The 19,716-nt window shown below is 72.6% G+C and carries 17 protein-coding genes; 10 read left to right on the top strand and 7 right to left on the bottom strand.

Annotated features, from left to right (window positions below):
- The first annotated feature begins 1 nt into the window (after window position 1).
- Both BLA60_RS07355 and secD read left to right on the top strand, forming a co-directional pair.
- Window positions 2–436, top strand: a complete 435-nt coding sequence (locus BLA60_RS07355; RefSeq protein ID WP_075131957.1) for a hypothetical protein — start codon at window positions 2–4, stop codon at window positions 434–436.
- A 48-nt stretch (window positions 437–484) separates the two neighbouring features.
- The gene (gene secD, locus BLA60_RS07350) at window positions 485–2,749 is read left to right on the top strand and encodes a protein translocase subunit SecD (protein ID WP_075131956.1); all 2,265 of its coding nucleotides are present in this window, start codon (window positions 485–487) and stop codon (window positions 2,747–2,749) included.
- A gap of 198 nt (window positions 2,750–2,947) precedes the next feature.
- Here secD and BLA60_RS07345 read toward each other — a convergent pair whose 3' ends face one another.
- The gene (locus BLA60_RS07345) at window positions 2,948–3,571 is read right to left on the bottom strand and encodes a TNT domain-containing protein (protein ID WP_075131955.1); all 624 of its coding nucleotides are present in this window, start codon (window positions 3,569–3,571) and stop codon (window positions 2,948–2,950) included.
- A 375-nt stretch (window positions 3,572–3,946) separates the two neighbouring features.
- On the opposite strand from BLA60_RS07345, the gene BLA60_RS07340 reads away from it, so the two are divergent.
- The 3 genes from BLA60_RS07340 to BLA60_RS07330 all read left to right on the top strand — a co-directional run bounded on the left by BLA60_RS07340 (window position 3,947) and on the right by BLA60_RS07330 (window position 6,373).
- Window positions 3,947–4,468: a hypothetical protein gene (locus BLA60_RS07340; protein WP_075131954.1), complete on the top strand. Its 522-nt coding sequence runs from the start codon at window positions 3,947–3,949 to the stop codon at window positions 4,466–4,468.
- A gap of 76 nt (window positions 4,469–4,544) precedes the next feature.
- On the top strand, window positions 4,545–5,201 hold the full coding sequence (locus BLA60_RS07335) for a response regulator transcription factor (RefSeq protein ID WP_075132121.1): 657 nt from the start codon (window positions 4,545–4,547) through the stop codon (window positions 5,199–5,201).
- Entirely contained in the window at window positions 5,198–6,373 is a 1,176-nt protein-coding gene (locus tag BLA60_RS07330) for a sensor histidine kinase (protein ID WP_075131953.1), read from the top strand. The genes BLA60_RS07335 and BLA60_RS07330 overlap by 4 nt, the downstream gene beginning before the upstream one ends.
- On the opposite strand, the gene BLA60_RS43055 is transcribed toward BLA60_RS07330, so the two are convergent.
- The 4 genes from BLA60_RS43055 to BLA60_RS41975 form a co-directional block, all read right to left on the bottom strand.
- Window positions 6,346–10,212 carry an FAD-dependent oxidoreductase gene (locus BLA60_RS43055; RefSeq protein WP_075131952.1) on the bottom strand — a complete coding sequence of 1,289 codons (3,867 nt, stop codon included), beginning with the start codon at window positions 10,210–10,212 and terminating at the stop codon, window positions 6,346–6,348. The genes BLA60_RS07330 and BLA60_RS43055 overlap by 28 nt on opposite strands.
- The gene (locus BLA60_RS07320) at window positions 10,213–10,434 is read right to left on the bottom strand and encodes a ferredoxin (RefSeq protein ID WP_075131951.1); all 222 of its coding nucleotides are present in this window, start codon (window positions 10,432–10,434) and stop codon (window positions 10,213–10,215) included.
- The gene (locus tag BLA60_RS07315; RefSeq protein ID WP_245811859.1) at window positions 10,434–11,012 is read right to left on the bottom strand and encodes a ferric reductase-like transmembrane domain-containing protein; all 579 of its coding nucleotides are present in this window, start codon (window positions 11,010–11,012) and stop codon (window positions 10,434–10,436) included. Before BLA60_RS07315 ends, BLA60_RS07320 begins: the two co-directional genes overlap by 1 nt.
- A gap of 88 nt (window positions 11,013–11,100) precedes the next feature.
- Window positions 11,101–12,606, bottom strand: a complete 1,506-nt coding sequence (locus BLA60_RS41975) for a DUF1996 domain-containing protein (RefSeq protein WP_075131949.1) — start codon at window positions 12,604–12,606, stop codon at window positions 11,101–11,103.
- 663 nt (window positions 12,607–13,269) lie between these two features.
- Here BLA60_RS41975 and BLA60_RS07305 point away from each other — a divergent pair.
- Complete coding sequence (locus tag BLA60_RS07305; RefSeq protein WP_075131948.1) at window positions 13,270–13,824, top strand: sigma-70 family RNA polymerase sigma factor; 555 nt, start codon at window positions 13,270–13,272, stop codon at window positions 13,822–13,824.
- Between the two features lie 7 nt (window positions 13,825–13,831).
- The gene (locus tag BLA60_RS07300; RefSeq protein WP_154814182.1) at window positions 13,832–14,872 is read left to right on the top strand and encodes an anti-sigma factor family protein; all 1,041 of its coding nucleotides are present in this window, start codon (window positions 13,832–13,834) and stop codon (window positions 14,870–14,872) included.
- Between the two features lie 3 nt (window positions 14,873–14,875).
- On the opposite strand, the gene BLA60_RS07295 is transcribed toward BLA60_RS07300, so the two are convergent.
- Window positions 14,876–15,607 (bottom strand): class I SAM-dependent DNA methyltransferase, encoded by a 732-nt coding sequence (locus BLA60_RS07295; protein ID WP_075131946.1) that lies wholly within the window; start codon window positions 15,605–15,607, stop codon window positions 14,876–14,878.
- Between the two features lie 111 nt (window positions 15,608–15,718).
- Between BLA60_RS07295 and BLA60_RS07290 the strand changes: the two genes are divergently transcribed.
- From BLA60_RS07290 to BLA60_RS07280, 3 genes are read left to right on the top strand one after another with little or no spacing between them, the layout of a single operon-like run.
- Window positions 15,719–16,903: a CaiB/BaiF CoA transferase family protein gene (locus tag BLA60_RS07290; protein WP_075131945.1), complete on the top strand. Its 1,185-nt coding sequence runs from the start codon at window positions 15,719–15,721 to the stop codon at window positions 16,901–16,903.
- Window positions 16,904–16,914: 11 nt separating this feature from the next.
- Entirely contained in the window at window positions 16,915–18,069 is a 1,155-nt protein-coding gene (locus BLA60_RS07285) for an acyl-CoA dehydrogenase family protein (RefSeq protein ID WP_075131944.1), read from the top strand.
- Complete coding sequence (locus BLA60_RS07280; protein WP_245811858.1) at window positions 18,066–18,806, top strand: GntR family transcriptional regulator; 741 nt, start codon at window positions 18,066–18,068, stop codon at window positions 18,804–18,806. Before BLA60_RS07285 ends, BLA60_RS07280 begins: the two co-directional genes overlap by 4 nt.
- Here the strand turns inward: BLA60_RS07280 and BLA60_RS07275 are convergent.
- Window positions 18,781–19,671 carry a transglutaminase-like domain-containing protein gene (locus BLA60_RS07275; RefSeq protein ID WP_075131942.1) on the bottom strand — a complete coding sequence of 297 codons (891 nt, stop codon included), beginning with the start codon at window positions 19,669–19,671 and terminating at the stop codon, window positions 18,781–18,783. The genes BLA60_RS07280 and BLA60_RS07275 overlap by 26 nt on opposite strands.
- Between the last annotated feature and the right edge of the window lie 45 nt (window positions 19,672–19,716).

The following is a 19,716-nucleotide window of genomic DNA, read 5'->3' as shown; positions in this document are numbered from 1 at the left end:
GGTGTGCGCTCTGGGGCAGGGCCGCGCCCTGCCCCAGAGCCGGGTGGTCGAGCGCCCGGTCACCGACCAGCTCTCGCCAGCACCCCGGCCAACCGGCTACGGTGCGGACGTGCACGGATACACGGCCAGAGACCGCCGCCTGGTAGCGGCGGCGTTACTCGTCGCCGTGTTGGCCGTGTTCGGGATGGGGACCTCCGCCAACGCCCAGACCCCCGAGGATCCCAGTCACGGCGCGGTGGTTCTGGCTGTCGCCACCCCGCCCGCTTCGGGGCTCGCGCATTCTCCCGGCCCGCCTGACCTGCCGTTGGCCGACGCCGCACCACCGCCCGCGCGTGACCAGGTGCCCTCGGTGACCGCGACGGGCACGGCCGAGGACGAGCAGGCGACGTCACGTGCTCATCTGCGGACCGCCGGCGACCGCGCTCCCCCGGCCTGACGGACGCCTCACACCCCGCATCCGTCCCTTCCGCTGGAGGAAAACCCCGTGCCGCGCACACCCGCGCAGCGAGGTCTGCTCATCAGAGCCCTGCTCTCCCTCGCCGTCCTCGCCACCACCGCCTACCTGCTGCTCACCACCGCCCCCCGGCTCGGTCTCGACCTGCGTGGCGGCACCCAGATCGTTCTGGAGACCAACAACTCACCGACCGTCGAGGCCAACGCCGAGTCGACCGACCGGGCCATCGAGGTGCTGCGGCGGCGGGTCGACGCGCTCGGTGTCGCCGAGCCGACGTTGGCCAGGTCCGGGGAGCGGCGCATCGTCGTCGAACTGCCGGACGTCCGTGACCCGGCCGAGGCCGTGGAGGTCATCGGGCGCACGGCCGCGTTGACGTTCCACCCGGTGGTCGGCGTCGCCGAGCCGGGGGCGCAGCCGGCCGAGGGTGAGCGGATCGTGCCGGACGAGTCCGGCCAGCAGCTGCGGCTGGGGCCGGCGGCGCTCAGCGGCGACGGGGTCGAGGACGCCCGGGCCGGCAACAACCCGCAGGGCGCCGGCTGGATCGTGTCGGTCAACTTCCGGGACGGGCAGGCGTGGGAGAAGCTCACCGCCGACGCGGCGTGCTCCCCGCCGGGTACCCCGTCGCGCCGGGTGGCGATCGTGCTCGACGACGAGGCCATCTCCTCACCGCAGGTCGATCCGAGCATCACCTGCGGTGTCGGGATCATCGGCAGCAGTACCCAGATCACCGGGCAGTTCACCCAGGAGGAGGCCGCCGACCTCGCGCTGCTGGTCAACGCCGGTGCCCTGCCCGTCCCGGTCGAGGTGATCGAGCAGCGGACCGTCGGCCCCACGCTCGGCGAGGAAGCCATCGACACCAGCGCCCGCGCGGCGATCATCGGGCTCGCCCTGATCGCGGCGTTCCTGATCGTGGTGTACCGGCTCGCCGGGTTCGTCGCGGTCCTCGCGCTCGCCGGCTACGCCGGGGTGTCCTACGCTGCGCTGCTGGCGATCGGCGCCACCCTCACCCTGCCCGGCCTCGCCGGGTTCGTCCTGGCCATCGGGATGGCGGTGGACGCGACGGTCCTTGTGTTCGAACGGGCCCGCGAGGAATACACGGGCTCGCTACCGAAGGCCGCCGACCGGGGGTTCAGGGGCGCGTTGTCGGCCATCGTGGACTCCAACGTGACCACGTTGCTCGCCGCCGGCCTGCTGTTCTGGCTGGCGTCCGGACCGGTGCGCGGCTTCGGCGTGACGCTGACCATCGGTGTGCTCGCCTCCATGTTCACCTGCCTGGTGCTGACCAGGGCCCTGCTGGAGATGGTGCTGCGTTCGCCGCTGGGTCGCCCCGCGCTGAGCGGGCTGGCCCACCAGGGCCGGGTGCGCACGTGGGTGGAGCGGCGCGACTGGGGTTGGGTGTCGCGGCCGTTGCGGTGGCTGCTGGGGTCGGCGGTCGCGGTGGTGCTGGCGCTGGCCGGCCTGTTCGCCGTCGGGCCGAACCTCGGTGTCGAGTTCACCGGCGGCCGGCAGCTCGAGTACGACACCGGCCAGGCGGTCGACGTCGAGCAGGTGCGCGACGCGGTCGCCGAGGTCGGGTTCCCGCGCGCGGTCGTCCAGCTCGCCGGTGACGGCGGGGTGTCGGTGCGCACCGAGCCGGCCACCGACGAGGAGGCCGAGCAGATCCGCACGGCCGTCGCGGACGTCGCCGGCGGTGCGGAGGAGGTGCGGGACGAGCAGATCGGCCCGAGCCTCGGTGCCGAACTGCGGGTGCAGGCGCTGATCGCGCTCGGCCTGGCGGTCCTGGCCCAGCTCGCCTACCTGGCGATCCGCTTCGACTGGCGTCTTGGCCTGGCGACGGTCATCGCGCTCGCGCAGGACGTGGTGCTGGTGCTCGGGATCTTCACCTGGCTCGGCAAGACCATGGACGGCGTGTTCCTGGCGGCGCTGCTGACCGTGATCGGCTACTCGGTCAACGACTCGGTGGTCGTGTTCGACCGGGTGCGCGAGCTCCGCGGCAGGAAACGACGAGAACCGTTCCACCGGGTTGTCGGCGGCGCGATCCTGCAAACGCTGCCCCGCACGGTGAACACCGGTATCGGTGTGCTGTTCGTGCTCGGCGCGCTGCTGTTCCTCGGCGACGGTTCGCTCGCGGACTTCGCGCTGGCGCTGCTGCTCGGGTTGCTGGTCGGCACCCTGTCGACAGTGGTGACGGCCGGGCCGGTGGCGATCCTGCTGGACAAGCGGTGGCCCGGGGCCGGCAAGTCCCGCACCCCGTCCCGCCAGCGGGAACGCCAGGGAACCGGGGCGGTGGTCTGACCCCGATCGGCGTACGCGAAGGCTCCCGGTCTACGCCCTGGGGCGTAGACCGGGAGCCTTCGTCCATCCGACGCCAACCAGACCCCGACCTGCGAGTATTGGTCGTGACGCACCGAGCGTCCGCAAGGCGGTGATCCCCCAACCCGCCCCGTACGACGCGCCGGCCTCCCTCCCCCTTGGGCCGGCGCGTCGTTTTGTTCATTCCTCGACGAGATACCCGTTGTCCAGCAACCACTTCACCGACAACCGGTCGGGCGCGCCCGGCACGAGGTCGCCGTCGAGCTGGTACTGGATCCCGCCGCCGGTCTGGAAGAACCACGGCGCGATCGGCCCGGAGTTCACCTCGAACGGGCGCAGCACCTCGTAGGCGTGATAGTTGCAGTCAGCCGCCGGCTCACCGACGAGATTGGACGGCGGAATGGCGCGGGTGGTGTAGGAACTGCCGGCGGGGGCGAGGAAAGCGCCGAACTCGCTGCCGTAGCGATCGATCCTGGCGCCGTCGAGAAGCATCAGCTCGGAACGGACCGGCTCGCCGTCGGGGCCGGTGAGATAGCCGTCGTTCGGCGGGTAACGCCAGGAATCGGTGGCGTCGTCGTAGAAAGTGTCGAGGAACGTGTCGACAGGACGGTGCCCGGTGCGGTCGTACCCGACCAGCTGACCGCCGACCGGCCCGTCGGTGGGGAGATCGTCGGGCCCGAGCCGTCGGTCCTCACGGTAGAAGTCGGTGGAACATCCGGTGTCGACGATCGGAGCGGCGTGAGCCGGGGCGGTGAGGGAGAAGGCCAGCGCTGCGCTGGCGATGAGGGTGAGGAAACGGCGCATTCCGGGAAGTTATCGATGGTGTGGCGACGGGTTGTTCGTGACGCGCTTGGTGATCACTCGATCGTGTTTCTTTGGTGTGGCGGGTTGGGTTGTGGGGTGCTGAGGGGGTGCGGACCCCTCCCCTCGACGGCCCAGGCCTCCGACGGACCGACCCAGGCTCAACCCCCATCGCCGGGCCTTCGGCTCACGGTCAGGAGGACCCCCGGACCCACACCGCCACACACCACCCGAACGGAGGAAATGTGGCATGGCTCTCACCCGCCGACCGTTCGTCGCGGCAGGGCGGCCGACGGACGACAGGGGGTTTGCAAAACGGGGCGGATTAGAGGCAAGATCTGGCGTCAGTTGCCTGCTGCAAACGGGTGGAAGGATCCAGTGCACGACCAGACCGTGCAGGTCGACGACCTCCGGCTCGTCGCGCTGCCAAGCGCCATGAACTGCGCCGATCTCTTCGTGCGGTTCACCCTGACCGAGTGGCGGGTCGCGACGATGATCGAGGACGTCGCGAACACCACCAGGAGTCTTGTGCGCGCGGTGGTGGGCGAGGTGGACAAGTCGGCGCCCCCTGCCATGATCACTGTGCGGTTGCGCCTGTCGGGCAGCCGATTGTCCATCGAGATCCAGGATGACCGGTCCAGCCCTCGGCTGGCCGTGCCGCCGGAGCTGCCGCAGTCGACCAGCGGTGTCGAGATCCTCGGCGGCGGCCAGCAACTCATCTGGTCGGACATCCCACTCCCCAGCGGCATGGACGCGACCGTCGTCCCGCTTCCGCGTCGGGGCACCACCAAGGCCGCTGCCGTGCGTCCTCCCGAGGAGGAGAACGAGGCGGATCTCGGCGACGACGTGATGAAGCGGATCCTCAACGCCCTCAAGCGGGAGCCGGGTCAACCGAGCTGACAGCGCCGCGCCGTTTCTGTGTCGTTTCCGAGGTCGCTAACGGCAAGGAAACATGGTGTTCGGCGATGATTCCGCCATGCGGGTACTGGTGGTGGAGGACGAGCCGCTGCTCGCCGACGCGATCGCCGAGTGGCTGCGCGACGAGGCCCACGCCGTGGACGTCGCCCACGACGGCGCGGCGGCACTGGACCGGCTCGGCGTGCACGCCTACGACGTGCTGGTCCTCGACCGCGACCTGCCCGTCGTCGGCGGCGACCAGGTGTGCCGGCAGGTCGTCGACTCGGCGGCGACCACCCGGATCCTGATGCTCACCGCCGCCGCCGAGATCACCGACCGGGTCGCCGGCCTCGGCCTGGGCGCCGACGACTACCTCACCAAACCCTTCGCGTTCCCCGAACTGGCCGCGCGGGTGCACTCACTGGGCCGCCGCGCCCGCCCCGCCGCGCCGCCCGTGCTGCGCCGCGCCGGCATCACCCTCGACCCCGGCCGCCGCGAGGTCTTCCGCGACGGGCACTACGTTCCGTTGTCCCGCAAGGAGTTCGCCGTGCTGACCGAGCTGCTGCTGGCGCAGGGAGCGCCGGTGTCGGCCGAACACCTGCTGGAGAAGGCGTGGGACGAGCACGCCGACCCGTTCACCGGCGTCGTGCGGCTGACGATCCTCAAACTGCGCCGCAAACTCGGCGAGCCGTCGGTCGTGGTGACGGTGACCGGCGTCGGGTACCGGATCCCGTGAAGCGCTCGCGGCCCAGGCGGGTCACGCTGCGCGCCCGGCTGACGCTGCTCCACGGCGGGCTGTTCCTGGTGGCCGGCGTCGTCCTGCTCGGCGTTACCTACGCGTTGTTCAACCAGCAGCTGTCCCGGTCCGGGATGAAGGTCATCGCCCAGGTCCAGCCGGACGGCCAGCGCACCTGGACACAGACCGGCGAGCCGCCCGACGAGGCCCAGGAGTGGATGCTCGAACAGCAGCGGCAGGTGCGTGCGGCGGCGATGACCTCGCTGCTGGCGCAGGGTTCCATCGCGCTCTGCCTGGTCGGCGGGGCGGCGGCCGGGTTCGGCTGGCTGGTCGCCGGCCGGGTGCTGGCGCCGCTGCACCGGGTCACCGACACCGCGCGGCGCATCTCGCTGGCACCCGCCGCCGACCGTGGCCTGCACGAACGCATCGCCCTGCGCGGGCGCGACGACGAGGTCAAGGACCTGGCCGACACGTTCGACACGATGGTCGAGCGGCTCGACCGGTCCTTCGACGGCCAACGCCGGTTCGTCGCGAACGCCTCGCACGAGCTGCGCACACCGCTGACGCTGGGCCGCTCGCTGGTCGAGATGGCCATGCACCGCCGCGGCGCGTCACCGGACGTCATCCGGCTGGGCGAACACCTGCTGGAGATCAACTCCCGGCACGAGCGGCTGATCGGCGGGCTGCTGGTGCTCGCCCGCTCGGAGAACGAGATCACCGAGCGGCGGCCGGTGGACCTCGCGGACGTGGTGAGCCACGTGGTGACCCAGTTCGAGCACCCGGTCGAACTGGCGGCGCGGGAGGCGTGGACGACCGGCGACGCGTTGCTGCTGGAACGGATGGTGCACAACCTGGTGGAGAACGCGGTGCGGTACAACGAGCCGGACGGGTGGGTGCGGGTCGCCAGCCGGACGGCCGGCGGGCGGGTGGAGGTGCAGGTCAGCAACACCGGGCCGGCGATCCCGCCCTACGAGGTGCCGACGCTGTTCGAACCGTTCCGCCGCCTGCCCGACCGTCTCACCTCGGCGAAGGGCTCCGGGCTCGGGTTGTCGATCGTGCGCTCGGTCGCCCTGGCCCACGGCGGCTCCGCGTCGGCACAGGCCCGGCCCGAAGGTGGACTCGCGGTGACGGTCAGCCTGCCCGGTCAGCCCATCGGCGTGATCTCCTCGTAACGGGACGGGTCCTCTATCCCCGGTACCGCCGGAGGCACGGCGGAGACCGTGCCCTGCGGCGGCATCGCCGCCCGGCGGCGGCGGGAGGTGGCCTTGGGCTTCTTGGCGTCGGGGTGACGTTCACGGTCGGGTGGGGCCGCGCGGCCGGCTGGGGGGTTACCGGCCGCGCGGCTGCTCGCAGGGCGGAAGGTCGGGGCTGGCGGAACATCGGCGAAGACCCGTTCCTTGGGCGGGGTCTCGGGGACGGGAGCCAACGGGCTGACACCACTGGCGATGGCGGGGATGCCGGGCAGGCTCGGGGTGGTGGGCCTCTGGGGCACCTGGGCCAGCCGGGTCCCGGTGGAGGTCGCGGAACCGGGCGGGCCGACGGGACGCGGCGCGGAGTCGGTGGGGTGCGGTGGTGGCGCCGGAAAACTGGGGTGGTGGGCGACCGGCCGCAGGCCGCCCGACGAATCGGCCGGGCCGGGCGGACGCCTGGCCGGTGAGGTCCCCACCGGCCGCATCCCGGGGTGGGTGGCGGTGGCCGGCCTTCCCGGCGCGGCCCCCATCGGACCGACTGGCCGCATCCCGCCCGAGGAGTCCATCGGGCCAACTGGACGCAGGCCAGCCGAAGAATCCATCGGACCGACCGGGCGCAGGCCAGCCGAAGAATCCGTCGGGCCGACTGGGCGCATGCCGGATGAGGACTGCGTCGGGCCAACCGGACGCAGGCCCGCCGAAGAATCCACCGGACCAACCGGACGCATCCCCGACGAAGAGGCCGTCGGGCCGACCGGGCGTAGGCCCGACGAAGAGGCCGTCGGGCCGACCGGGCGTAGGCCCGACGAAGAGGCCGTCGGGCCGACCGGGCGTGGGCCCGACGAGGAGTGTGTCGGAGCGGCCGGGTGTGTTCTGGGCGAGAACTGTGCCGGGGCTACCGGGTGCATGGCTGGTGAGGAGTCCGTCGGAACCACTGGAGGCATGCCTGGCGACGAGGCGGTGGGGTGTGGGTAGCGGTTGACGGGGTTCCATGGTGCGGAATCGGGTGGGGTCGGCGGGTACTGGGGTCCGCCGGCCTGCGGGCCTGAGGGGCGGGTGCGGCCCAGTGCTCCCGGCGGCGGGTAGGCGGACTGCGGGAAGTCCGGTGCGGACGATGTCGGCCAGCCGGTGGCGCGGGAGCCCGCGGCCGGCGGGAACGTCGGACGGACCGGAGGGCCCGGCGGCCCGCCCGGTGCGGAGAACACCGGAGGGGCCGCCGGAGTCGTTGACCGCACCGGCGGGATCTCGCCGGTTTCGGCCCATTCCAGCGGTGTCGGCTGCCGGAACGTCGATTGCGGCCGCGCCGCCGGCGACACGGGCAGGGGCCGCGCCGTCGGGAAACCCGTCGACGGCCCCGCGGCCGTCACCTCCGCCGGAAGCGGCGGCCCGGCGAACGCGGGACCGGCGGGCGAAGACCGAACAGCCGTCACTTCCGCCGACGTCGGGCCGGCGAACGCGGGCCCACCAGCCGAACCCGAACCAGCGAACGCGGGCCTGGTAGCCGGGGCCGAGCCGGTGTAGGCGGAGCCGGTGGGCGGGGAGGGGGGCAGTTGCGGGAGTTCCGGTTCGGCGTGGCGGCCCACGGCGGGCATCGACGGGATGGAGGCCATCGCTGGACCGGACTCGTCGTAGGTGGGGCGGCGGGTGGTGGGTGAGTAGTCGGCGGGTACCGGGCGTTTCGGGGAGTCCACCGGCGGGATCGCGGTGGTCTCCTCCACCGCCGCCCTCGCCCGTCGTTGGGCTCTGGTTTCGCGGACCGGCGGGATCGCCTGGGTGTCGTCGCGTTCTGGTCTCGAACCGCGGACGGGCGGGATCGAGCTCGTCACCTCCTCGGGGCGGGTCCGGCGGCCGGACCGTTTCGCCAGCGCGTCGGCCAGGGTCCCCGACGGCGGGGTGTCGTCCGCACGCGCCCGGCGACCGGACGGGGAATCAGGGTGCGCCTGGCCGCCGGACGCGGAATCAGGATGGGCTCGGCGGTCGGGCGCGGAATCTGGGGGCGCCTGACGGCCGGGCAGGGAGTCGGGGTGGGTTCCATGGCCGGGCGCGGAATCGAAGGGGGTCTGGCGGCCGGGCGGGGAGTCGGGGCGGCTCACCACCGGCAGCCTGGGGGACGAATCCACCGCGGGCATCGACAGCCACGAGTCCATCGCCTGGACCGAGGGGAGTTCTGGCCAGGACTTCCCGCCGGCGGCCGGCAGGGACGGCCACGAGTCCTCCGGGCCCAGCGGGGGCGAGTCCAGCGGGCCGAACCGCGGTGTCGCCGGTCCGTGGTCACCACCACGCACCGAACGGGCCGACCACGAACCAGCGGCCTGGTCGCCCTGCGCGGCGAAACCGCCCTGCGCGGCGAAACCGCCCTGCGCGGCGAAACCACCCAGCGGGGCGAAACCGCCCGGGGGCATCGACGGGTGTTCCATCGAACTCCTGTCGGACATCTCGAGCGCTCTGGCCACGGCGGCGTCCATCGCCGCCGCGGACTCCATGGCGCTCATCGCGAAGGCCGGGATGGCCTGGGTCGGTGGGGCGGCGTCGGTGGCCTGCGTCCGCGCGGTCGAGTTCATCGCGGCGACCGACGGGTGCGGCTCGGCCAGGTTCGGCTCCGGCTCGGGCCGCCGCACGCGGACCGGACGCGTCCGCATGGCCTCCGTGGTGCGGGACTCCAGTTCGGCGGTCCAGCCGAGCATGCCCCGGGGACTGTCGAAAGCCATCACGCCGACCAGCTCGCCGTCATTGACATAGCCGGTGACGCGCTGGCCGACGTCGACCGAACTGGTCAACGGCACGGTGCCCTGCGCGAGCGCCGGCAGACCGGCGCCCTGGATACGCAGGCCGTGCTGGTCGGTCCAGAACCTGGGCAGCGGCGTGTAGGGCGCCGCCGACGCCGAACCGACCACCAGACTCTCGGCGGCCGCACGACCCATCTCCACGGCGTTGAGCCAGTGCTCCACCCGCCGGGGCACCGTGTCGAACCGCAGGTTCGGCCAGCGCGCCACGTCGCCGGCCACGACGACGTCCTGGGCGCCGATCGCGTGGCAGGTCGCGTCGCACATGACGCCGTCGTCGAGGATGAGGCCGGAGCCGCGCAGCCAGCTCACCGCCGGGACCGCGCCCACCGCCAGCACGACACAGTTCGCCACCACGACCTGGCCGGTGGTCAGGTGCAGGGCGACGCCGTCCTGCTGGCGCACCCAGTGGTGCACCTGCGCGTCGGTCACGATCTGCACGCCGTGGGCGTCGTGCAGCGCGGTGACCGTCTCGCTGAGGTCGCCGCCGGGCACGCCGGTCAGCAGACCGTGGTCGCGGGTGACGATCGTGGCGTCGCGGCCCATCGCCCGGGCGGCGGAGGCCAGTTCACAGGCCAGGAAACCGCTGCCGATGACCGCCAGCCGGCCCTTGCCGCGCCGCAGACTCTTCTGCACGCCCACCGCGTCGGCGATCGTGCGGACCACGTGCACGCGCGGGTCGTGCCGGGGCGCGCCGGGCAGGTGCCGCGCCTGCGCACCGGTCGCGATCACCAGCCCGTCGTAGACGATCTCCTCGCCGCCCGGCAGGTGCAGGACGTGCTCGTCGGGCTCCAGGTGCGACGCGCGCACCCCGTAGCGCCACACCGCGTCCAGGTCGGTGAGCACCGGCAGCACCAGCTCACGCGGGCGCGCCACCCCGGTCATCAGGTGCTTGGTCAGGCCGGGACGGTGGTAGGTGCGGTACGGCTCCTCGCCGACCACGACCAGCTCACCGCCGAAGTTCAGCTCGCGGAGCCGTTCGGCGGCGCGCAGGCCAGCGGCCCCGCCACCGACGACAACGATTCGCTCCCGGCCCATTCAACGCCTCTCGTCCAGCTCGATCGCCAGCATCGGGCAGCTGCGCACCGCCGCCTTCGCCTGCTCCACCTGCTCGCCGGGCACCGTGCGCAGGTAGCGCAGGCCGCCGTCGGTGGTCATCCGGAACAGCGACGGCGCCTCGGCGACACAGATCCCGTACCGGCGGCAGCGGTCGTTGTTCACGCTGACCGTCGTGCGTGACCTCGACTTCCTCGCGCCCATCACAGGTCCTCGACCAGGCCGGCGGTGGCCAGCGTCCGCGCCGGCAGGAACCGCAGGAACATCACCGTCACCGCCGGGACCAGCAGGGTGATCCCGAGCATCCACACGGTGGCGAGGCTGCCGGCGGCCAGCGCCCCGAAGAACGCGTGCAGCACACCGAGCACGAACGCCGGATAGGCGAGGCGGTGCAGCCACATCCACCGCCAGTAGGTCATGAACCGCTTGAGCCCCACGGCGATCGACGCGGCCAGCATGCCCTCGAAGGCGAGCACGCCGAACGTGTAGCGCAGCGTCTCCTTGAACGGCACCACCACCTCCACCAGCTCCCACGCCCCGCTGTCGAGCATCAGCAGCGTGGTGCCGTGGACGAAGGCGAACGCCAGGGTCAGCGTGGCCAGCACCTGGTGGCTGCCGCGCAACGCGTCCCGCCCGGTCAGCCGGTTCACCCAGCCGGTGCTGGTCAGCACGCCCCAGACCAGCGTCAGGCACATCAGCGCGTAGGCCAGCCGGGCGGACAGCGTCGACACCTCGAGCACGCCGCTGTCGTGTCCGGCATCGGCCGCCAGGTAAAGGGACACCAGGACTCCTCGGATCGGAACGGGGACGGCGGGCAGGTCGGCGGAGCCCCGACCTGCCCGCCCGCCGGCTACCGCGGACGCGGGAGGATCAGCAGCGCCGGCCGTTGTTGACGCACTCCACGACCTCGTTCATCAGGTCCTCGGACATGACGTTGATGAAGTCGTTGTGTGCGGTCACCGGACTGTGCAGTTCCGCGGGGAAGGCGTCCAGGGCGAACACCCGCCCGCGCGGCACCTCCCAGGTCAGCGTGACCCGCAGCTGCGGCACCGCCTGCGTCCCGGCCGGGCACGCGCCCCGCCGGTCCGGGAACACGATGTGGTCGCGGTGGTTGGCGCTGTCGGTGTTGGCGCCGTCCCAGCAGCTGGGGAAGTCGTCGATGCGGGTGACCTGGCTGCCCCGGGGGCACAGCGGGTACTTGTCGGTGATCCGGTTCTCGAACCCGGTGCAGGTCCACTTGGCGTTGACGTTCACGCCGCCGGCCGTCTGGCCCTTGGAGTTGCCGGTCAGCGCCTTGAGGAAGCGGGGCATCGCGACGACGTCGGAGCGCGCGTTGCCGCGGAACTGGAGCTGGACGGTCGGGCGCAGGATCGTGCCGGTGTTGTGCGCGTTGACCTCGTCGACGGCTCCGGTGCCGTCGGCGTTGCGGGCGCGCAGCACCGGCCAGAAGTAGGCCGACTGGTCCGCGGCGTTCTCACAGGTCGTCTCGGCGGCGGCCAGGCTGTCGTCGGTGGCCTCGGCGTTGACGTCCTGGTTGCCGACGTAGTCGTGGGTGTGCTCGGCGGCGTTGACCTTGCCGGGCGCGGCGATCAGGTTGTCGGAGTTGAAGTTGCCGTTCTCGTTGTTGCCGCAGTCGGTGGTGAAGGTGCCGCGCGAGCCGTTGCGGTTGGGCCGGGGGCCCCGGGCGAGGTTGTTGCGGTCGACCTCGAGGATGCTGACGAAGTCCTGGGCGAAGGGGCCCAGTTCGTCGGTGCACTCGTCGTCGCCGAAGTCGTCCTCGGGGGCGTCGTCGTCGACCGGCGGAACGGTCTCGGGCGGCGGCGGCCCTTCCTCGTCACCCTCGGCGGGTGGCTCCTCCGACGCCGGCGGCTCCTCGGTGGCCGGGGGCTCCTCCGACGCGGGCGGCTCCTCGGTGGCGGGGGGCTGTTCGGAGGCGGGGGGCTGCTCCTCGGTCGGCTGCTGGCCGCGCGGGCGGGCGCTCAGCGGGGAGTCGCCGCGCAGGCTCTGGGGCGCGGTCCCGGCCGGCGGCTCCTCCGACGCGGGCGGTTCCTCCGACGCCGGGGGCTCCTCGGAGGCCGGGGGTTCCTCCGAGACCGGGGGCTCCTCGGACGCCGGGGGTTCCTCCGAGGCCGGAGGTTCCTCGGACGCGGGGGGTTCCTCGGCCGGCGGTTCCTCGGACGGCGGGGCTTCCGGGGGCGGCGCCTCGCTGGTCGGGGGGATCTCCGGCAGGCACTGGACCGGACGGGCCTGCTCGTCGTCCGCCTGGGCGGCGCCGTAGATGCCGATGCCCACGGCCGCGCCGAGGATGCAGACCGCGGCCGTGCCGGCGGCGACCAGCCGCCGGCGTAGATGTCGCGGTATCTGGTGTCGTGCCATAGCTGTGTGCCTCGCAGTTCGGTGTGTGCGTTCGGGGAGGGTCAGGCCGATCCGTGCGACGCGGAGGACGACCGCCGGGCCGGGGTCGACGCCGTTCCCGCAGCCGGTCCCGGACGGGACCAGGCCGGAATCGAGGCGCCCTGGCGGATCGTTGTCGCTGGAGCCGGTGGCGGCTCGATCGGCGCGGCGGAGGGTGGCCGGCCGGGGCGCGGCCCGGGTGGGCCGTCGTGCCGGTCGCCGGCGTCTCCGCTGGCAGTTCGGTGATGGTGACCGGTCCGGTGTCCTCCACCAGGGTCAGGGTTCGGCTCGGCGCTGCCCGCGCCGGACGACACCGGTGCGCTCGTCCCGTGGACCGCAGCAGCCAGCGGGACGAGCGGCACCGGCGACGTCACCGCCGGGATGCGACCACGAACTCGTAGGTCCATTGTGGACTCAGAACTCGTCGCCCCGGACGCGCCCGCCGGATCTGGTGTACGGGATGGGCGCGACCGGGTGGTCGCATCGGGTGCTCATGGAGATTTCCTTTCTTCAGCAAGGAGTTTCTTCGTCACCAGCACGTGCGGTCACCAGCAGATACGGAAAGCCCGGAGTCACGGTTCAATCACGGTCAGATCATCAGATGTGACGTGGGTCACTCGACAAGGCGAGGCGAGGGGGTCCACGATGTGCGCCGTGAGCCGGCGTTCAAGAATCGATCTCGCCGGCGCGGACGACGTCTCGGACAGACACGAGGCGTTGGTCAGGATGCTCTACCGCGAGTTCGGTGGCGCGCTGTTCGGACATGTGCTGCATCTGACCGGCAACGACCGGCAGTGGGCAGAGGATGTCGTGCAGGAGACCCTGGTCCGTGCCTGGCGCAATGCCGATCGACTGGATCGGGAGCCAGGCATGTTACGTGCCTGGCTGTACACCGTGGCCCGCCGTATCGTCATCGACGGCCGGCGCAGTCACAGTGCCCGTCCCAAGGAGGTGGACGCCGCGCCGCTGGAAGCCATGCCGGTACCCGACGGATCGGAGAAGTCGTTGTCCGCCATGGTCATCGCAGACGCGTTGCAGGGCCTCAGCGCCGAACACCGGGAGGCGCTGGCCGAGACGTACCTGCGCGACCGGACGGTCAACGAGGCGGCGGCGGTACTGGGGATACCGCCCGGCACGGTGAAGTCGCGGGTGTACTACGCGCTGCGCGCGCTGCGGCAACAGCTTCGGGACGGGGAGTGAACCGACGATGACCGCACCGCGACATGTTGACGTCGGCGCCTATGTGCTCGGCATTCTCGACGAGCCGGACGAGGCGTCCTACGAGGAGCACTTCGCCCAGTGCGAGCAGTGCCGCCGGGAGTACATCGAGCTGGCCGACCTGCCGGCGATCCTGGACACGATGAAGCCGGCCAAGGCCGATCCCGGCCCCCAGCCGGCACTTCCGCCGCTGGACTCGCTGATCAACTTCCGCGAGCTGGCCGGCGAGCGGACACCGCCCGGCCCCTCGGTGCCGCCCCAGCTCCGCCCGGCGGGCGCGACCCAGCCCCAGCGGATCCCCCCGACCAACGGCCGTCAGGTCAACGGCCCCCACGTCAACGGCCGCCCGGCCGCCACGGGCACCCGGCACACGCCGGTCACCCGCCCGAACCGTCCGATCCCCCGGCCGGCCGAGAACACCGGCCGCTCAGCGCCGGTCGCCCGGCCTGCCGAGAGCACCGGCCGGTCGGCGCCGGTGTCCCGGCGACCGGAAGGCACCCGGTCCCCCGGGAGCAGCCGGCCACCCGCCGGACCACCCACCCAGGCACCAGCCAGGGCCGCCGGACCCGGCGGCCGTCGCCGTCGGCCGGTCTGGCTGGCGGCGGCGGTCGTCGCGGTACTGGCGACGGTCGGCGTGGTGATCGGCGTGACGTCCGGTGGTTCCGGTGGCGGACAACAGGTGGCCGACCCGGCGACCTCGACGCCGCCGGCGCCGACCTCCGGCGCGGTCGCCGGCGCGCACGTGGTGAGCGGCACCGACCCCACGTCCGGGGTGACCGCGATCATCACGATCGAGCCGGTCGCCGAGGGCACCCAGATCGACGTTGCGCTCTACGAGGTCGCCGCGCCGCAGCAGGGCGAGGTCTTCGTCGTGTCCCGGTTCGGTGACCGCGAGCAGGTCGCCACCTGGAAGGCCGACGGCAGCCCGTCGGTCCGCACGACCGGGGTCTCGGCCCTGCCGCAGCACGACATCAGCCGCTTCGAGATCCACGGCGACGGGACCGAGCCGCTGCTGGTGGTGCCGGTCTGAGGTCTAGCCCGGCTTGCGGTAGACCGACACGTGCAGCGTGGAGTCCTTGGTGAACGGGGCGGCTTTCCAGTCGCCCCAACGGTTCTCCAGCTCCAGGCCGGCCAGTTGCGCCATCAGGTCCATCTCGTGGTGGGTGACCTGGCGCCCGCTGATCGGGTAGAAGCGGGTGCCGTCGGCGCCGAGCACGACCCACATGCCCTGGTAGGTCCCGGCGACCGCGTCGCGCACACCGGCGCTCAGCGTCACCCGGTCGGACTCGACGCTGACGACGTCCAGCTTGCTCGACGGCCCGTCGCCGCGCAGGACGGCGGTTTCCAGCACGAACCGGCCGCCGGGGCCCAGGTGCGCGGCGGCGTTGCGGAACAGCGCGACCTGGGAACGCTGGTCGGGCAGGATGAAGATCGAGTTGAACGCGACGAGCACCAGCGCGAACTCGCCATCGACCCTGGTCGTGGTCATGTCGCCGACGGTCAGGGCGATCCGGTCGGCGTCCGGTTTCTCCGCGAGCTTGGCCAGCATCTCCTCGCTGATGTCCACTCCGGACACCGGAACACCGAGCCTGGCCAGGGGTAGCGCGAGCCGGCCGGTGCCGACGGCCAGTTCGAGGACCGCTCCCCCGGCGGCCAGGTCGGCCAGGGCGGTGACCGCGCCCTCGTCGTCCATCAGCCCGTCGTGCCACTCGTCGTAGATGTCGGCCCAGCGGGCGCCGTAGAGCCGTGGATCGTGTTCGGTCATGCGCCCGACGTTACGCCGGCGATTGGTCCGGCCAAAGGGTCGAGCAAGTGCTTGACAGGCCGGGCAGTGGGCGGCGATATTGGCCGTACATTTGCCGCCCGAAGGGACGTCATGGAGGAGCCGCCGCTCGCCGGCATCACGGTCGTCAGCCTGGAGCAGGCCGTCGCCGCGCCCTACGCCACCCGACAGCTGGCCGACCTCGGCGCCCGGGTGATCAAGGTCGAGCGGCCGGGCGGCGGCGACTTCGCCCGCCGCTACGACGAGTCGGTGCACGGCCAGTCCAGCTACTTCGTCTGGCTCAACCGGTCCAAGGAGTCGCTCACCCTCGACCTCAAGCAGCCGGCCGCCCTCGCCGCGCTGCACGACCTGCTCGCCGGCGCCGACGTGTTCGTGCACAACCTCGCCCCCGGCGCCGCCGGGCGCCTCGGCCTGGACGCCGCGCCGCTGCGCGCCCGGCACCCGAGGCTGATCCACTGCACGGTCTCCGGCTACGGCACCACCGGGCCGTGGGCCGACCGCAAGGCCTACGACCTGATCGTCCAGGCCGAGACCGGGCTGGTGTCGCTGACCGGGACGGACACCGACCAGGTCCGCGCCGGCATCTCGGTGGCCGACATCGCCGCCGGGATGTACGCCTACTCCGGGATACTCACCGCGTTGCTGCGCCGCACGGCCACCGGCCGGGGTTCCACCGTCGAGGTGTCGCTGTTCGAGGCGCTGGCCGAGTGGCTGGGCTCCCCCGCCTACTACACGCGCTACGGCCCGGCCCAGCCGCGACGCACCGGCGCCGAGCACGCGACCATCGCCCCCTACGGCCCGTACGTCACCGCGGGCGGCGACACGGTCGTGCTGGCCGTGCAGAACGAGCGCGAGTGGACCGGCCTGTGCCGGCTGGTCCTGGGCGACGCGTCGATCGCCACCGATCCCCGGTTCGCCACCAACCCGGCCAGGGTCGCCCACCGCGCGGCGCTCAACGACGTCCTGCGCGACCGACTGTCCACCATGGACACCGAGACGGTGTTGCGACTGCTCGACGAGGCCGGGGTGGCCAACGGCCGGGTCAACACCGTCGGGGAGTTCCTCGACCACCCGGTGCTCGCCGCCCGCGACCGCTGGTCCTCGGTCGCCACCCCGCACGGCGCGATCGACGTCCTGCGCCCGCCGGCCGACCTCGACGGCGTCGACCCGGTCCTGCGCCCGGTGCCCTCGGTCGGCCAACACACCGCGGCCATCCTGCGCGCCCTCGGCCGCACCAACGACGACCTGGCCGAACTCCGCGCCACGCGGGCGATCTGAGGAGCCATGGCATGACCGAACTGAACCCCGACGAGCAGGCCGTGGTGGACACCGTGCGCGCGTTCGTCGACCGCGAGGTCCGCCCCGTGGTCCGCGAACTCGAACACGCCAACACCTACCCCACCGACCTCATCGAGCAGATGAAACGACTCGGGGTCTTCGGCCTGGCGATCCCCGAGCCCTACGGCGAGGTCGCCGTCTCCACCCCGTGCTACGTCCAGGTCACCGAACAGCTGGCCCGCGGCTGGATGAGCCTGGCCGGCGCGATGGGCGGGCACACCGTGGTCGCCAAGCTCATCCACCGCTTCGGCACCGACCACCAGCGCGCCCACTACCTGCCCCGGATGGCCACCGGCGAGATCCGCGCCACCATGGCGCTGACCGAACCGGCCGGCGGCTCGGACCTGCAGGCCATCACCACCACCGCCCGTCGCGACGGCGACAGCTACGTCGTCGACGGCACCAAGACCTGGATCACCAACTCCCGCCGCTCCCAACTGATCGCCCTGCTGTGCCGGACCGACCCGGCCGCGAGCCCCCGGCACACCGGGATCAGCGTCCTGCTCGTCGAACACGGGCCCGGCCTGACCGTCTCCCGCGACCTGCCCAAGCTGGGCTACAAGGGTGTGGAGAGCTGCGAGCTGTCCTTCGCCGGCTACCGCGCGCCGGCCGAGGCGCTGCTGGGCGGGCGCGAGGGCGAGGGCTTCACCCAGATGATGACCGGCCTGGAAACCGGCCGGATCCAGGTCGCCTCACGGGCACTGGGCGTCGCCCGCGCCGCACTGGACGACTCGCTGCGCTACGCCACCGAGCGGGAGACCTTCGGCAAACCGATCTGGCGCCACCAGTCGGTCGGCAACCTGCTGGCCGACATGGCCACCAAGTACACCGCCGCCCGCGAGCTGGTCCTGCTGGCCGCGCGCCGCCACGACGCCGGGCAGCGCTGCGACCTGGAGGCCGGCATGGCCAAGCTGTTCGCCTCCGAGGCCGCGATGGAGATCGCGCTCGACGCGGTGCGGGTGCACGGCGGCTACGGCTACTCCACCGAGTTCGACGTCGAACGGTACTTCCGGGACGCGCCGCTGATGATCGTCGGCGAGGGCACCAACGAGATCCAGCGCAACGTCATCGCCGCCCAGCTCGTCGCCCGGGGGGTGCCGACATGATGCCGGTGCGCACCGAGGCCGCCTACCAGCGCCTGGCCCGCACGCTGCGCGGCGAGATCCGGCGCGGGCGCTACGCGGGCGGCGTGCGGCTGCCGACCGAGGCCGAGCTGGCGCGGGAGTTCTCGGTCAGCCGCCAGACCGTGCGCCGCGCCTTCCACGACCTGGTCGCCGAGGGCCTGGTGCGGCGCACCGCCGGCCGGGGCACCTTCGCCACGCCGCAGGGCCCCTACCTGCGCCAGTTCGGGTCCATCGAGGACCTGATGGGCCTGTCGCTGGACACCGAGCTGGAGATCGTGGAGCCGCTGCGCCGCCAGGTCGACATCGAGGCCGCCAGCCGGCTGCGCCTGGACGGCGACCTGGTGCACAGCGTGCTGTTCCGCCGCCGGCACAACGGCACCCCGTTCTGTGTGACCGCCGTGCACCTGCCGCCGGAGATCGGCACCCGGCTGGCGGAGCTGCCGGAGCTGACCACGACCGGCGCGGTCAGCGACGTCACGGTGATCGCCATGGTCGACACCCGCACCGGGCACCCGATCGCCGAGGCCGAGCAGAGCATCACGGCGGTGGCCGCCGGGCGGGAGATCGGCGAGCGGCTGCGCTGCGCGCCGGGCACCCCGCTGCTGCGGGTGGACCGGACCTACCTGACCACCGCCGGGCAGCTGGTCGAACTGGCGATCAGCTACTTCCTGCCCGAGCACTACTCCTACCGGGTCAAGCTCCGGCGAAGTCCAGGCTGATCCGCTCGTTGCGCGAACGCAGCACGTTGTGCACGGTCGGCCCGACCCGCAGCCGCTCGTCGGTGTCGTAGCGGCGGCGCAGCGCGTCGACGTGGTCGTCGGGGGCGGTGGTCAGCTCGGCGAGCTGGTCGAACAGCGCCACCCGCTCCTCGTCGATCCGGTCGTCCGGGCCGGGCATCACACCCCACGCGTCCCAGGGCAGCATCTCGACGTTGTTCAGCGCCGCCAGGTCGCGCACCAGGTTGCCGGCGATCCACCAGTAGCCGACCTCGCCGGTGATGCTCAGACCGAACCGGTTCGGGTCGGCGGTGCCCGCCCGGCACGCCGCCCACGCCGCCCCGGCCACCACGAACCGGTCGCGCGGGACGTCGGTCAGGTCCAGGTCGATGCCGAACAGCTCACGCTGGTGGTCGTCGATCTGGGCGTCGGCCAGACGCCACCGGCCGTCGAGCCAGTACTCGACCACCCAGTGGTCCTCGACGATCTCGCCGCCGAAGTAGGTGCCGAACCCGCAGCGCGCCCTGGCCGGGACGCCGTGCTCGCGCAGCATCGCCACCACCAGCACGGTGAACTGCCGGCAGTTGGCGGCCACGCGCGCCGCCGGCTCGCGGGCCACCTCCAGCGGCCGGGGGTCGACGGCCAGGATCCGGTCGATCAGGTCGGCGGCGGCCCGCAGGTGCACCGGCGCCCGGTCCTCGTCGGCCAGCGTCACCCCGTAGGACTCGGCGAGGTGCTCGTGGATCAACACTCCCTGGGCGACCGCCGACAGCGCGGCGACCTCGCCGGGCAGCCGGCGAATGTTCTCGGCGTGTGCGCCGACAGCGGTGAACCCGGATTTCCTGGAGTAGAAGGGGAGTGTTCGCATCCCTCTGTTCTACAGGGAAATCCGGGAACAACACACCGGTGACCC

The organism is Actinophytocola xinjiangensis (assembly GCF_001921215.1).
GTDB classification, from domain to species: domain Bacteria; phylum Actinomycetota; class Actinomycetes; order Mycobacteriales; family Pseudonocardiaceae; genus Actinophytocola; species Actinophytocola xinjiangensis.
This window is presented reverse-complemented; position numbering and strand designations above follow the sequence as displayed.

What these genes read in the sequence shown, in the direction of transcription:
- BLA60_RS07345 (WP_075131955.1), bottom strand. Translation starts at nt 3,571, where the DNA reads ATGCGCCGTTTCCTCACCCTCATCGCCAGCGCAGCGCTGGCCTTCTCC.
- BLA60_RS07320 (WP_075131951.1), bottom strand. Translation starts at nt 10,434, where the DNA reads ATGGGCGCGAGGAAGTCGAGGTCACGCACGACGGTCAGCGTGAACAAC.
- BLA60_RS41975 (WP_075131949.1), bottom strand. Translation starts at nt 12,606, where the DNA reads ATGGCACGACACCAGATACCGCGACATCTACGCCGGCGGCTGGTCGCC.
- BLA60_RS07300 (WP_154814182.1), top strand. Translation starts at nt 13,832, where the DNA reads ATGACCGCACCGCGACATGTTGACGTCGGCGCCTATGTGCTCGGCATT.
- BLA60_RS43055 (WP_075131952.1), bottom strand. Translation starts at nt 10,212, where the DNA reads ATGGGCCGGGAGCGAATCGTTGTCGTCGGTGGCGGGGCCGCTGGCCTG.
- BLA60_RS07335 (WP_075132121.1), top strand. Translation starts at nt 4,545, where the DNA reads ATGCGGGTACTGGTGGTGGAGGACGAGCCGCTGCTCGCCGACGCGATC.
- BLA60_RS07280 (WP_245811858.1), top strand. Translation starts at nt 18,066, where the DNA reads ATGATGCCGGTGCGCACCGAGGCCGCCTACCAGCGCCTGGCCCGCACG.
- BLA60_RS07305 (WP_075131948.1), top strand. Translation starts at nt 13,270, where the DNA reads ATGTGCGCCGTGAGCCGGCGTTCAAGAATCGATCTCGCCGGCGCGGAC.
- BLA60_RS07290 (WP_075131945.1), top strand. Translation starts at nt 15,719, where the DNA reads ATGGAGGAGCCGCCGCTCGCCGGCATCACGGTCGTCAGCCTGGAGCAG.
- BLA60_RS07285 (WP_075131944.1), top strand. Translation starts at nt 16,915, where the DNA reads ATGACCGAACTGAACCCCGACGAGCAGGCCGTGGTGGACACCGTGCGC.
- BLA60_RS07275 (WP_075131942.1), bottom strand. Translation starts at nt 19,671, where the DNA reads ATGCGAACACTCCCCTTCTACTCCAGGAAATCCGGGTTCACCGCTGTC.
- BLA60_RS07295 (WP_075131946.1), bottom strand. Translation starts at nt 15,607, where the DNA reads ATGACCGAACACGATCCACGGCTCTACGGCGCCCGCTGGGCCGACATC.